The 15100-nt window shown below is 30.3% G+C and carries 12 protein-coding genes; 11 read left to right on the forward strand and 1 reads right to left on the reverse strand.

The genetic code is table 11. The features are described 5' to 3' along the window. The 5 genes from gdhA to JJE11_RS04290 form a co-directional block, all read left to right on the forward strand. Window positions 1-1216, forward strand: a 1216-nt coding sequence (gene gdhA, locus JJE11_RS04270; protein WP_291633010.1) for an NADP-specific glutamate dehydrogenase, incomplete at its 5' end; no start/stop codon positions are given. A 169-nt stretch (window positions 1217-1385) separates the two neighbouring features. Further along, entirely contained in the window at window positions 1386-2612 is a 1227-nt protein-coding gene (locus JJE11_RS04275) for an NAD(P)/FAD-dependent oxidoreductase (RefSeq protein WP_291633011.1), read from the forward strand. A 103-nt stretch (window positions 2613-2715) separates the two neighbouring features. Then, the gene (gene cmk, locus JJE11_RS04280) at window positions 2716-3378 is read left to right on the forward strand and encodes a (d)CMP kinase (protein WP_291633012.1); all 663 of its coding nucleotides are present in this window, start codon (window positions 2716-2718) and stop codon (window positions 3376-3378) included. 38 nt (window positions 3379-3416) lie between these two features. Continuing rightward, entirely contained in the window at window positions 3417-5330 is a 1914-nt protein-coding gene (locus JJE11_RS04285; protein WP_291633013.1) for a bifunctional 4-hydroxy-3-methylbut-2-enyl diphosphate reductase/30S ribosomal protein S1, read from the forward strand. Next, entirely contained in the window at window positions 5323-6210 is an 888-nt protein-coding gene (locus JJE11_RS04290; RefSeq protein ID WP_291633014.1) for a GNAT family N-acetyltransferase, read from the forward strand. The genes JJE11_RS04285 and JJE11_RS04290 overlap by 8 nt, the downstream gene beginning before the upstream one ends. 74 nt (window positions 6211-6284) lie before the next feature. On the opposite strand, the gene JJE11_RS04295 is transcribed toward JJE11_RS04290, so the two are convergent. Continuing rightward, window positions 6285-6443, reverse strand: coding sequence for a hypothetical protein (locus JJE11_RS04295; protein WP_291633015.1), 159 nt, complete (start codon window positions 6441-6443; stop codon window positions 6285-6287). A 277-nt stretch (window positions 6444-6720) separates the two neighbouring features. Here JJE11_RS04295 and miaB point away from each other — a divergent pair, with 277 nt between their 5' ends. The 6 genes from miaB to JJE11_RS04325 all read left to right on the forward strand — a co-directional run. Beyond that, window positions 6721-8046 (forward strand): tRNA (N6-isopentenyl adenosine(37)-C2)-methylthiotransferase MiaB, encoded by a 1326-nt coding sequence (gene miaB, locus JJE11_RS04300; RefSeq protein ID WP_291633016.1) that lies wholly within the window; start codon window positions 6721-6723, stop codon window positions 8044-8046. A gap of 101 nt (window positions 8047-8147) precedes the next feature. Then, complete coding sequence (gene mutS / locus JJE11_RS04305; protein ID WP_291633017.1) at window positions 8148-10847, forward strand: DNA mismatch repair protein MutS; 2700 nt, start codon at window positions 8148-8150, stop codon at window positions 10845-10847. Window positions 10848-10871: 24 nt separating this feature from the next. Continuing rightward, complete coding sequence (mutL, locus tag JJE11_RS04310; RefSeq protein ID WP_291633018.1) at window positions 10872-12869, forward strand: DNA mismatch repair endonuclease MutL; 1998 nt, start codon at window positions 10872-10874, stop codon at window positions 12867-12869. A gap of 15 nt (window positions 12870-12884) precedes the next feature. Continuing rightward, the gene (gene miaA, locus JJE11_RS04315; RefSeq protein WP_291633019.1) at window positions 12885-13823 is read left to right on the forward strand and encodes a tRNA (adenosine(37)-N6)-dimethylallyltransferase MiaA; all 939 of its coding nucleotides are present in this window, start codon (window positions 12885-12887) and stop codon (window positions 13821-13823) included. A gap of 81 nt (window positions 13824-13904) precedes the next feature. Continuing rightward, a complete protein-coding gene (hfq, locus tag JJE11_RS04320) occupies window positions 13905-14156 on the forward strand; it encodes an RNA chaperone Hfq (RefSeq protein ID WP_291633020.1) in 252 nt (83 codons plus the stop codon). A gap of 225 nt (window positions 14157-14381) precedes the next feature. After that, window positions 14382-15100, forward strand: a 719-nt coding sequence (locus JJE11_RS04325) for an MYG1 family protein (RefSeq protein WP_291633021.1), incomplete at its 3' end; no start/stop codon positions are given.

Genomic DNA, 15100 nt, shown 5'->3' on the forward strand with positions numbered 1-15100 from the left:
AGAAGCAAATCTTTTAGAGAGATTCTGCGAACCAGAAAGACAAATTTTCTTTAGAGTACCATGGGTAGATGATGCAGGTGCAACTCAGGTTAATCGTGGTTTTAAAGTGCAATTTAACGGAAGTATAGGACCTTTTAAAGGTGGATTAAGATTTCATCCATCAGTTTATATTGGAATCGTTAAATTTTTAGCATTTGAACAAACATTGAAAAATTCTTTAACTGGACTTCCAATGGGTGGAGGTAAAGGTGGATCTGATTTTGATCCAAGAGGAAAATCAGATAATGAAGTAATGAGATTCTGCCAAAGCTTTATGACAGAACTTTACAGACATATAGGACCAGATGTTGGCGTTCCTGCTGGAGATCTTGGTGTTGGTGGACGTGAAATTGGTTATTTATTTGGACAATATAGAAGAATTAAAGGAAGTTTCGAAAATGGAGTACTTACAGGAAAAGGTTTATCCTATGGTGGAAGTCTAGGAAGACCAAGTGCTACAGGTTATGGTATAGCTTACTTCTGTGAAGAAATGCTTAAGCATGAAGGAACAGATTTCAAAGGCAAAACAGTAGCAGCTTCAGGTTTTGGTAATGTTTGTTGGGGTCTTTGCAAAAAAATTGAAGAACTCGGTGGTAAAGTAGTAACACTTTCTGGACCAGACGGATACATATATGATCCAGCTGGAGTATTAGGAGAGAAAGTAGATTACATGGTTGAGATGTTAGCTGCAAACAAAGGATCAAGAGTTAAAGACTATGCTGATAAGTATGGTTGTGAATTCCATGCAGGAGAAAAACCATGGAATGTAAAAGTTGACATAGTTATACCATGTGCTACTCAAAACGATATTCATATAGAACACGCTAAACAAATAGTTGCAAATGGAATAACAATGGTTTGTGAAGGTGCTAATATGCCATGTACAAACGAAGCTGTAGATTATTTCATAGAAAAAGGACTTAAAGTAGGACCATCTAAGGCTGCAAATGCAGGTGGTGTTGCAACATCAGGACTTGAAATGAGTCAAAATAGCATGAGATTATCATGGACTGCAGAAGAGGTTGATGCAAAATTACATGCAATTATGCTCAACATATATAAAAATTGTAAAGATTCTGCAGAAGAATACGGATTTGGTTATGATTTAGTTAAAGGTGCTAATATTGCTGGATTTGTTAAAGTTGCAGATGCTATGCATTCACAAGGAAATTACTAATTTTCAATCAATCATTTTTAAGAGAATCCTTTTATTAGGATTCTCTTTTGATTTTTTGTAGTTTAAATGAAACTATCACAAAAATGTATGTATTTATTTTTAAATACGTTTAAATAGATTAATGTATTATATTAAGTTATAATAGTAAGTATTATAAGGGAGTGATTGAGTGGCAAAAATAATTATTATTGGAGGAGGACCAGCAGGTATGATGGCAGCTGTTACAGCTTCATCAAAACACGATGTGGTACTCATTGAAAAAAATGAAAAATTAGGAAGAAAACTTTATATAACTGGTAAAGGTAGATGCAATATTACAAATGCAAAGGATATTGGTGATTTTTTTGAAAATATACCATGTAATCCTCATTTTTTATATAGTTCACTATATTCCTTTACTAATGAAGATACAATGAATTTCTTCAAAGAATTAGGGGTTAACCTTAAAGTTGAAAGAGGGGATAGGGTATTTCCACAGTCTGATAAATCTTCAGATATTATAAAAGCTTTTAATATTGAATTAAAAAATAAAAATGTTAAGGTGTTATTGAACTCGAAAGTGAAAAAATTAATTAGAGATAATCAGAAAATTGTTTCTGTTGAACTTGCTGATGGGAACTATATAGATGGAGATTATTTTATATTATGTACTGGTGGTCTATCATATCCTCAAACAGGCTCATCTGGTGAAGGGTTAACTTATGCTCGTGTTTTAGGACATAATATAATTAAACCTAGACCTTCACTTGTGTCGATAGAAGTTGATGAGGAATGGATTTCAGATTTACAGGGTCTTTCTCTAAAAAATGTAGAATTAAGAATTACGAGTAGCAAGAATAAAAGTATATATAAAGAATTTGGAGAAATGTTATTTACTCATTACGGTATTTCAGGACCTATTGTTTTAAGTGGTAGTAGTTTTGTGAAAGAAGGAGAAAAATTAAAGGCTTTTATAAATCTAAAACCTGCTTTGAGTGAAATTGAGCTTGATAAACGAATTCAAAGTGATTTCTTAAAATATGCAAATAAAGACTTTAAGAACTCATTACATGATTTACTTCCTAGTAAATTAATTAATACAATGATTAAGTTATCAAACATTGATGAAAATAAAAAGGTGAATTCTATTACTAAAGAGGAAAGAAAAACATTAGTTAATGTATTTCAAAATTTGCCACTTACTATTAAGGGTCTTCGCCCTATAGAAGAAGCAATTATAACAAGCGGTGGAGTAGACACGCTGCAAATAGATGCTTCTACTATGAAATCAAAAATAATTGATAATCTCTATTTTGCAGGTGAAATGATAGATGTAGACGCATATACAGGTGGTTATAATCTTCAAATAGCATTATCAACAGGGTATTTAGCCGGAAATAATGTAGGAGCAGATTAATTATATATTCAATAGCAGATTAATCTAATAAATAACTGCGGTTTTTCTCATATAAAGAAAAAATATAAAAGTTTCTATTTTACAAAGGTCGGGAGGGAATATAATGGGGATTTCTGTTGCCATTGATGGTCCTGCAGGTGCAGGGAAAAGTACAATAGCTAGAATAGTAGGTAAAAAATTCAATCTTATGTATATTAACACAGGTGCAATGTATAGAGCAGTTACTTTGAAGGCTATGAATGCAAATATATCAGAAAATAATGTAGATGACTTAGTTAAAATTGCGGAGTCTTTAGAAATGCATTTTAAAGAGGAGCGTTTATTTGTAAATAATGAAGATTTGACAGATATGATAAATTTGCCTATTATAAGCAATAATGTTTCAAAGTATGCGGCCGTGCCTGAAATTAGAAAGATCCTTGTTAGGTTGCAACAAGATATAGCTAAAAAATTTAATGTTATTATGGATGGACGTGATATTGGTACTGTAGTGCTTAGAGATGCCACTTTTAAGTTTTACTTAACTGCTAGCTATGATGTGAGAGCAAAAAGAAGGTATGAAGAATTAATTTCTAAGGCTATAGAAGTTAACTACAACACTATTTTAAATGATATTATAAAAAGGGATTATATTGATACCCATAGAGCAGTTAGTCCACTTACAAAAGCTATAGATGCTATAGAAATTGATTCTACTGCTTTAAACATTGATGGGGTAGTTGACACAATTGTAGCGTATATTAACTCAAAGATTAAAAACAATTAATTCAGCATTTATTAAGATATATATAGGGCGGTGGCAGTATGAAAAGAATAACACTTGCAGAATCAGCTGGTTTTTGTTTTGGAGTTAAACGAGCAGTAGATACAGCTATAAAGATGAAAGAAAAGCACAATAATGCAATATATACACTAGGACCACTTATTCATAATAATGATGTTGTGGATTTTCTAAAAGAAAATTCAATTTTTCCCATAGAACTTGATAATATTGCTAGATTAAAAGAAAATGATACAATAATTATTAGATCACATGGAGTATCAGAAAAAACATTAAATACTTTAAAGGTTAATAAACTTAATATAATAGATGCAACATGCCCTTTTGTAGAGAGTATTCACAAAAAGGTTAAAAAATACTATGATTTAGGATACAGTATAATTATCGTCGGAGATAAAAATCATCCTGAAGTTATTGGAATTAATGGGTGGTGCAATAATTCTGCAGTAATACTTAAAAGTGGGGTGGAACCTTTTGGAATATTAAGTAAAGTATGCGTAGTATCTCAGACAACCGAAAGACAAGCTACTTGGGAAGCTGTATTAACTGAAGTTATAAAAACAAGTAAGGAAATAGTTGCATTCAATACTATATGTAGTGCGACAGAAGTGCGTCAAAAAACTGCAGAAGAGCTTTCAATTAAAGTGGATGCTATGATTGTTATTGGTGGTTTTAATAGTTCTAATACTACAAAGCTATATGAGATATGTAAGGCAAATTGTAAAAACACAGTACACATAGAAAATTTATTAGGTATTCCAGATGAATTTATAAACGATAAAAACATTAAAAGTATAGGGGTAACAGCAGGAGCTTCAACGCCAGATTGGATTATTAAGGAGACGATTTTAAAAATGAATGATAATATTTCTTTAAATGAAAATGAACAATTAACCTTTATGAAAAAAAATGATGTTCAGATCATTGTGGGAAGAGTGATAAAGGGTGAAATAATTAGTGTTAATGAAAAAGAAGCCTTTGTAAATATAGGATATAAAGCAGATGGATACTTGCCTAAAAAAGAAGTTACTGAGGATGAGTCCATTAAATTGAACTCACTATTTAAAATAGGTGATGTTATAGACGTAAAGATTATAAATAGAAAAGATGATGAGGGGAACATAGTTTTATCTATAATTGAACTAGAGACTGAGGAAGCATCAAAATTGCTTAGAGAGGCTTTTGAATCTAAAAATCCAATTTCAGTTCAAGTTAAAAAAGTTGTAAATTGTGGATTAATATGTAGTTTAATGGGATTAAGAGTATTTGTTCCAGAATCTCATTTAGAACTTTATCATATGAAAAATTTGGATAGCTATCTAAATAAAGAACTGCAGGTTACAATAATAGAATTTGATGATAGCAATCGTAATGTCAAAATTGTTGGATCCAGAAGACTAATTCTACAAAAGGAAGCAGAAAAAAAACGGATAGAAGTTTGGAACAACTTAGAGAAGGATCAGATTGTAGAAGGGATAGTACGTCGTTTAACTGACTTTGGTGCCTTTGTTGAGGTCAGCGGTGTAGATGGATTGCTACATGTTTCTGAAATTTCTTGGGCAAAAGTTAATAAACCAAGTAACTATTTTAATATAGGAGATGTAATAAAGGTTTACATACTAGATCTAGATAAAGAAAATAAGAAATTATCTTTGAGCATTAAAAAATTAAGTGAAAATCCATGGATAAATTTATTAGATAAATATCCTTTGAATAGTATAGTTTTATGTAAGGTAGTTAGATTTACTAATTTTGGGGCTTTTGTTGAATTAGAATCAGGTGTAGATGGACTAATACATATTTCTGAAATAAGTCACAAGCAAATTGAAAAGATAAGCGATGTTTTACAAATTGGTCAAGACATAAAAGCAAAAATATTGGAAATTAATGAAGAAACAAAAAAAATATCATTAAGTATAAAACAAATTAATGTTTAAAACAATAAGTTTAACTTTAAAAAACATTAATAATTTCAGAGAAATTAATCAATTTAATACGAAATTTAGCTTATCAAATAAAGATTTCTTTGAGGAGTATGATAATAGTAATATTATTCAAAAAATATTTTTAAGGAAAAATGTACACTTACTATTAAAAAAAGATAATTGTATAGGTTATATATGGTTTGAAAAACAAAGTAAATATAATATTTGTATTAATTCAATAAATGCAATAGAGGATGATAATTTAGTTTGTTATTATAGAACTTTAGTTAATTCACTTACAGGTAAGCGTTCACTTACAAGTAATAGTTTAATAACTTATGAATGCGAAGATAATGAAGTAAACATAATTGTTTTAAATAAGCTAGGGTTTAAGCGAGCTAAAGGGTTTATAGAACTAGAAAAAGAGTGCACAAAATATCACAATAACATTGCACCTGAAAACATTACTTTTTCTTTGGTGAAAAAAAACAAAGATGAAAAAGCACGGTGCTTATTACAAAATGAAATATTTGAAAATGATGATAGAGTACCAATAAATATAGAAGATATCTATTATGATGAAGCACAGGCATATTATATTGATAAAGGTGCAATATTTATTAGGCTTGACAATAAACCCATAGGATATGGTCAAATTATAGTTGAAGATAAGGTAGCAACCATAGTGAATTTTGGAATAATACAAAAACATAGAAAAAAAGGGTACGGGAAAGTGCTTTTAAGATATTTACTTAATATAGCTATTGATAATGACTTTTCCAAAGTCTCACTTAGAGTAGATTCTAACAATGTTGCAGCTTTTAAACTATATCTTTGTTTAGGCTTTAATATTAAAAAGGAATTCTATACTTGGCAAATAGATAAATTATAAAAGGGGGTGGCGCTTACGCATCTACCACTTTTATAATTTATCTATTTCTATTAATCTTCCCTCACAAATTTTAATTATTTAAATTCTCTTGTTATAATCTCAACAGGAACATCGGATATTTTTATATTTATCATATTACTATATCTACAATTATAAAAATAACTTCTATCACCGATGCAATTACATTGTAACTGTTTAACTGTAAAAATTTCATCTTTTTTTGCATCATACATATATAATCACTCCTTTTAAGTAGTTTACCCAAAAAAGAAGAAATTTAGTTTAAAACAAAAATGAATATTAAATTAAATAGAAAATAAAAACATATTTATAAAAAAAATATTAATGTATAATAAAAAATAACGACAAATTTTATAATTTACTTGAAATAATTTCAGATAAATTAAATTATGATTAAATACATTCAATTAATAAAAATAACTTTAAAAAAACATGCAAATTATATATAATAGATAAGTCGAATACTTTTTTATAAAGGAGAATGCACTAATGAATGAAACACTTAAATACTATATAGAAACATGGGGTTGCCAGATGAATGAGGAAGATTCTGAAAAATTATCCGGTATGCTAATACCAATGGGATATAAAAAAACTTCAGATAAGGAAGAAGCTGACATAATTATATTCAATACTTGTTGTGTTAGAGAGAACGCAGAGCAAAAGGCAGATGGGAATATAGGCGCTTTAAAACCTATTAAATTATTGAAACCAAACCTTATAATAGCTGTGACTGGATGTATGATGCAGCAAGAAGGTATGGCAAAACATATAATAACTAAATTTCCATTTGTGAATATTATCATTGGAACACATAATGCTTATAAATTTCCAGAGTACTTAAAAAGAATACAAGACGGGGAAACGTCAATTGTTGAAATTTTGGATAAAGAAGAGGCGATAGTAGAAGGACTTCCAATAGACAGGGAAAGTAATATAAAAGGCTTTGTTACTATTATGTATGGTTGCAATAATTTTTGCACTTATTGCATAGTGCCTTATGTAAGAGGAAGAGAAAGAAGTAGAAATCCAGAAGATATTATAAGTGAAATAAAAACTATGGTTGCGGAGGGATTCAAAGAAATAACTTTACTAGGTCAAAATGTTAACTCTTATGGAAAGGGACTAAGTCCGGAAATGAATTTTGCACAGTTACTTAGAAGAATTAATAATATTGAGAATTTAGAAAGAGTAAGATTTATGACATCTCATCCAAAGGATTTATCTAGCGAAGTAATCGAAGTAATTGCTGAATCGGACAAACTTTGTGAACAAATTCATTTGCCAGTACAATCTGGTTCAACAAATCTTTTGCAAAAAATGAATAGACATTATGACAGGGAGCAATATTTAGAATTAGTTAAAAGTATTAGAGTGGCAATACCTAAGGTAGGACTCAGTACAGATATCATCGTTGGATTTCCAGGTGAGACAGAGGAGGATTTTGCAGAGACTCTAAGTCTTATGGAAGAGGTAAAATTTAATTTAGCGTTTACGTATCTTTATTCTAAAAGAAATGGAACTCCTGCAGATGAAATGCTAGACCAAATACCAGAGGATGTTAAACATGAGAGATTTAATAGATTGATGGAAGTTGTTAATAGAAATTGTGCAGAAAAGAATAAAGAATGTATAGGGAAAATTGTAGAAGTACTAGTTGAAGGTTATAGTAAAAATGATAAAAGTAAATTAACTGGAAGGACAAGAAATGGGAAATTAGTGAACTTCGAGGGAAACAATAAAGCGATAGGAGATCTAGTATCAGTTCTTATAACCAATGCGCACTCTTTCTCACTTATTGGTGAAGAAATATAAGATGCATTCAAATAAATAAGTAACTAGCATACAATCTTGTTATTTAATTTAATGCATCTAGGTAATAATTAAACTAAGAGGAAAGAAAGGGAGTGTGACAATTGGCATTAACTCCAATGATGATACAATATTTTGAAATTAAAGAAACCTGCACTGACTGTATATTATTTTTTAGATTAGGCGATTTTTATGAAATGTTTTTTACGGATGCGGAGGTTGCATCAAAAGAATTAGAATTGGTGCTTACAGGACGTGACTGTGGCCTTGAAAAAAGAGCACCTATGTGCGGAATTCCATATCATGCAGCAAATACTTATGTAAGTAGGCTAATTGCAAAAGGGTATAAGGTTGCTATATGTGAACAAGTGGAAGATCCAGCACTAGCAAAAGGCATAGTTAAAAGAGAGATTATTAAAATAATTACACCGGGCACTTACACTGATTCTGGGTTTTTAGAAGAGAGCAAAAACAACTATGTTATGAGTATTTACATTGATAAAACAACTGATTTCTGCGGATTATGTTTCTGTGATATATCAACTGGTGAATTTAGTTGTACAGACACTAAACTTAACCTTGTCAACATATTAGATGAAATTTCAAAGTTTAGCCCAAAAGAAATTATTGTTTCAGAGGACATGACTGGCGAGATGCTAAAGGCTATAAAAGAAAGATTTAATGTGTCCTATACATCTTACCAAAATGATTATTTTATTATGAAAGACGATACTTTAATAAAAAATCAGTTTCATAATTTTTGTGAAAATTCCCTATCACAAACGCTACTCAGGAGTATTACAGGGATGCTAAGTTATATTATGGATACACAAAAGAATTCCCTGTCTCACATAGATACTATAGAACATTATGATATTTTAGATTATGTAAGTTTAGATGCAAATTCTAGGAGGAATCTGGAACTAACTGAAACTTTAAGAGATAAGACAAAGAAAGGTTCGTTGCTATGGGTATTAGATAAAACTAATACTGCAATGGGGGCTAGAAGGCTTCGCAAATGGTTAGATCAACCACTAATAAATAAAAGCTTAATAGAAGAGAGATTAGAGGCTGTAGAGGAACTGAAAAGTAATATACCATATCATGAAGATATAAAAGATGTGCTGATGGATATTTATGATATAGAAAGACTTGTTGGTAAAATTTCTTCGAAGAATGTTAATGCTAAAGAATTAATTTCGCTTAAAAATTCTATAGAAAAAATACCTAAGGTTAAATCCATTTTAGCGGGGCTTAATAGCAAATTAATGAGAAAAATATATTCGGAGCTTGATGATTTGCAAGATATATTTAATACTTTAGACAAGTCTATTATTGAAAATCCAGCTATTTCAATTAAAGAAGGGAATATTATTAAGGATGGATTTAATATTGAAATAGATGAGCTAAGGCGTGCTAAGACACATGGCAAGGAATGGATTGCTACCTTAGAGAATGATGAAAAAGGTATTACCGGAATAAAGTCATTAAAAGTAGGGTATAACAGAGTCTTTGGTTATTATATTGAAGTAACCAAATTAAATATTCCATTAATTCCTGAGGGTAGGTACATAAGAAAACAAACACTATCTAACGCTGAGAGATACATTACTCCTGAACTTAAAGAAATGGAAGAAAAGATTTTAGGGGCAGTAGAAAAATTAGTAAATGTTGAGTATGAAATATTTACTGGTATAAGAGAAAATATTGAAAAACACGTAGACAGAATGAAAAATACTGCAAAGCTAATATCAGAAATTGATTGTTTAAGTTCCCTGGCTACAATTGCTCTTGAGAATAATTATAATAAACCCAAAATAAATACAAAAGGCATTTTTAATATAAAGGGTGGGAGGCATCCTGTAGTTGAGAAAATGATGCCTATAAATACTTTCATTGAAAATGACACATATATGGATACTGTGGACAATCAATTACTATTAATTACTGGACCTAATATGGCGGGTAAATCCACCTATATGCGTCAAGTTGCACTGATAACTATAATGGCTCAAATAGGAAGCTTTGTTCCATGCGTTTCTTCTGATATATCAATATGTGATAAGATATTTACTCGAATAGGAGCATCAGATGATCTTGCCGCTGGAAAAAGTACTTTTATGGTGGAAATGTGGGAAGTATCCAATATATTAGAAAATGCAACCAATAAAAGTTTAGTTTTACTTGATGAGGTAGGCAGAGGTACTAGTACTTATGATGGACTTAGTATCGCTTGGTCTGTAATAGAGTACATATGTAAGAATTCTAAGATAAGGTGTAAAACCTTATTTGCTACTCACTACCATGAGTTAACAAAACTTGAGGGTATGATTAAAGGCATTGTGAATTATTCTGTAGCTGTTAAAAAAATTCAGAATGAAATTGTATTTCTTCGGAAAATTGTACCTGGCGGAGCTGATAAATCCTATGGAATAGAAGTTGCAAAGCTGGCGGGGTTACCAAAGGAAGTAATAAACAGGGCAAATGAAATCTTAGAGGTGCTAGAGAGTTTTAATAATACTACGGAACTTGACTTAGTCAATAAGAAAACTTCTAGTAATAAATATTCTAATAAAGCTAAGGATAAGAATGATAATAAGTTTACAGAAAATGTTAGTGAGAAAGAAGCAGCTATAACTTATGCATCTAACACAGCAAACGATGAAGTCATTCAAATTAATTTTACAGATATAGAGAAGGATAATATTTTAAAGGAAATTAAAAATATAAATATCCTTAATTTAACACCTATGGATGGGTTTAATAAGTTATATGAGCTAGTTAAAAGAGCTAAGCTGCTATAAAAATAGCAAGGGATGTGAGTTATCATGAGAATCAATGTATTAGAAGTTGAAACTTCCAATAAGATTGCTGCTGGTGAGGTGGTGGAGCGGCCGTCATCAGTAGTGAAGGAGTTAGTTGAAAATAGCATTGATGCCGGTGCCAAAAATATTATCGTAGAGATTTTTGATGGTGGTCAAAAGAATATAAAGGTAATTGATGATGGCTCTGGAATACATATAGATGATATAGAAAAGGCTTTTATGCCTCATGCTACTAGTAAAATAAAATATGTTGAAGATATTTATAATATACACACATTAGGTTTTAGAGGAGAAGCATTGCCGAGTATAGCTTCAGTATCTCGCACCACGCTAAATAGCAGAACTAAAGATTCTTCATTTGGCATTGAAATATCTAAGGCTTCTGGAGATATTATCTACGTTAAAGAAATAGGATGTAATATTGGTACAACAATAGAAGTTAAGGACTTATTTTTTAATGTGCCAGCAAGACAAAAGTTTTTAAAATCACCTCAAAGAGAAGCAGCTTTAATATCGGATATTTTGGGTAGGCTTGCATTAGCTAATAACGAGATTTCTTTTAAACTATTGAATAATAGTAAAAAAGTAATATCTACATTTGGATCTACAAATATTTGCGATACTATTAGATATATATATGGTAAAGAGGTTGTAAATAACATAACAAGTTTTGAAAAATTGAGCGATATAATGTCTGTACATGGTTACATTGGTAATGCACAAATTAGTCGCGGAAGCCGAAATAGACAAAGTATTTTTGTGAATAAAAGGTATGTTAAAAGCAGTCTGATTACTGCAGCGGTAGAAAGAGCATTTAAATCTTTTTTGACTGTAAATAAATTCCCTTTTTTCATCATATTTTTAGACGTTTTTCCTGAGTACATAGATATAAATGTTCACCCACAAAAGACAGAAATTAAATTTCAGCAGGACAATGCTGTATTTAAGCTCGTTTTTGATGCAGTGCATACAGCAATTGGAGATAGTTTAAGGGGTAATTTTGATACTAAAAAAGAAGAAAATGAAAATAATAATGTGAAAGAAATTGAAAAAAACACATTAAGAAGTGAAATATATGACTTTAACAGGATAGTTATAGATGAAAAAGATAAAGAAGAGCTAGAAAAGAGTGTTCAGATTCCAATAGATTTTAGCTATAAAACATTAAACAATGAAACGGATAATTCTATGGAATTACGGAAAGCAAATTATAACGATCCCATAGTTACAAGTAACACCAATGATACTGGTAACACTAATGTTATAGGTAATGCTAATGCTAATGTTACCAGTAATCCTTACAGTGAAACTACTAATGTATTACCAAATAAAAGTGTAACTGAGAATGTTAAAGAGAACTATGAGAGTAATTATGATACTAGTAAAGTCACACCATCGAATGAAATTTCCAAGAGTGCAAAGTTCCCAGAGTTAAGAATTATAGGACAATTTAATAAAACTTATATCTTGGGTGAAATATACAATGAGCTTTATCTAATTGACCAACATGCAGCTCATGAAAAAATATTATTTGAGAAATATAAAAGCGAAATTATAAATTCTGAAGTGTTATCCCAAATTTTACTTACGCCTTCGGTAATAGAACTTAGCCCGGAAGATTATTCTTACTACGTCGAAAATGAAGCAGTGTTTAATAATTCTGGTTTTGATATTATTGAATTTGGAGAAAATACTATAAGTATAAGGGAAGTTCCTATAATACTTGGGAAGCCAGATATTAAAAATCTCTTTAATGAAATATTAGATAATTTAAAAAATATGGGTACAGGTAAAACTGCAGAAATTAAATATAACCGTATAGCAACCATGGCATGTAAAGCAGCTGTAAAAGCAAATAACCTACTTTCAGACCTTGAAATGAATAAAGTGGTTAATGATTTAAGGTACATTGAGGAACCTTTTACTTGTCCTCATGGAAGACCTACAATAATAAAAATTACACTTAATGAACTAGAAAAAAGATTTAAAAGAATACAATAGAAAAAGGGTGGAAACATGAAAGACTTATTTATTTTAGCAGGACCCACAGCTGTTGGTAAAACAGAAATTTCTATAAAACTTGCGCAAATGCTAAATGGGGAAATTATATCAGCAGATTCAATGCAAATATACAAATGTATGGATGTTGGCTCTGCTAAGATTTCATTCGATGAGATGAGGGGAGTGCCTCATCACCTAATAGATATAATAGAACCCAGTGAAGACTTTAGTGTGGCGGAATTTAAAGAAAGAGCTGGAGATGCTATTGAAGAAATAACTAATAAAAATAAACTTCCAATGATTGTTGGTGGAACGGGGTTCTATATAAATTCACTAATATATAACTATAGTTTTGCTGATACCAATAAAGATGAGCAATATAGGAATCAACTTACAAAACTTGCAGATACAGAAGGAAAAGAATATGTACATGGATTACTTAAAGACATTGATGAAGAATCCTATAATAAATTATATCCGAATGACTTAAAAAGGGTTATTAGAGCACTAGAAGTGTATAGGGTTAGTGGTAAACCTATGAGTGAGTTTACAGATGAGCAAAATGTTTTAGACATCCCTTATAATGTGTATTATTTTGTTCTAAATATGGATAGACAAGAATTATATAGTAAAATAAATCTTCGTGTAGATATTATGATGAAAAATAATTTGATCGATGAAGTTATAAAGTTAGAAAAACTTGGCTATAGTGCAGATATGCAGTCAATGAAAGGCATAGGATATAAAGAGTTATTATACTATTTAAATGGCGAGATATCCTTAAATGATGCGATAGAGATGATAAAAAAAGGAAGTAGGAACTATGCTAAAAGACAGCTTACTTGGTTTAGAAAAGATCCAAGAGTAAACTGGATTAATAAAGATAGTTTCAACAATGACGATGAAATTGTTGAATATATTGCGAAGAATCTGCGTTCGATGAAAAAAATATAAATTACATTATTTTGTAAAATTTAAAGGATTTTAAGGATATTTATAGAATATTCTTAAAATACAAATTGTGGGGGTGTATCTATGAATAAGTCTGCGAATAATTTACAAGATATAGTTTTGAATGGGGCAAGAAAAAATAAAATACCAGTTACGCTGTATTTGACAAATGGGTTTCAGCTAAAGGGGAATGTAACAGGTTTTGATAGTTTCACTGTAATATTAAACTGTGATGGAAAACAGATGATGATATACAAACATGCGATTTCTTCAATAACTCCTTTAAAACCAATATTATTAAATGATAGTTCAGAAGCAGGTCCTTCACTTCTATAAGGTGGAGTATAAACTTTCTTAGGAGTCGTTAAAGTATAAAACATACCTTGCAGTATTAAGGTGTGTTTTTTGTTTCCAAAGAATTTATTAGCAATATTATGAGTAAATAATTTTAAAGTGTGGCAATAAGTGATATTATTGTTTATAGGGTTAAGATGTAGTTGGGTAATAGTGTTTGAGGAAAATGGGAAAATTATATTATAATAATTATGAAAGAGGTAAATAATGATTAATGAAAAAAATATTAAAACTTTAGGAACACATAGCGGGAAATTTCATGCAGATGATGTTATGGCTACAGCTATACTTACGCTACTATTAGGGGATATAAAGGTAACAAGAACTAGAGACGCTGATATACTTGAAAAACTAGACTTTGTTTATGACATATCCTTTGGAGAATTTGACCACCACCAATTAAATAAAGAAATAAGAGAAAATAATATTCCGTATGCTGCGTGTGGTTTAGTTTGGAGAGAGTTTGGGCCTAGAGTAATACAAAAGTTTAATTTAAAGTTTAATGAAAATGATATAATCTCCATTTTTGATTATGTTGATAAGAATCTAGTGCAGGGGATTGACGCTACAGATAATGGAATAGATATAAAATCAGAAATTAATGTAACTACAATAAGTGATATTATTCAAAGTTTTAATCCTACGTGGGATTCAGATGATTCTAAAGAAGAAGCATTTGAAGAAGCTACTAAATATTCTACTGAAGTTTTAAAAAGATTAATAAGTAGACAAGTTTCTGTTATAAACGCAAGGATCATCGTAGATGAGGCCTTTCAAAATCGAAATACTAATGAAATAATGGTTTTGAAAAATGGGTGCCCTTGGCTACAACAGTTACTTAAAATAGATATAAATAGTGAGGTATTGTTTGTTATTTCTCCAGATGATAATAATGTAGAGTATAAGATACAGACTGTAAAGAAAAA

This window comes from Clostridium sp. (assembly GCF_016650095.1).
GTDB lineage: Bacteria > Bacillota > Clostridia > Clostridiales > Clostridiaceae > Clostridium_AD.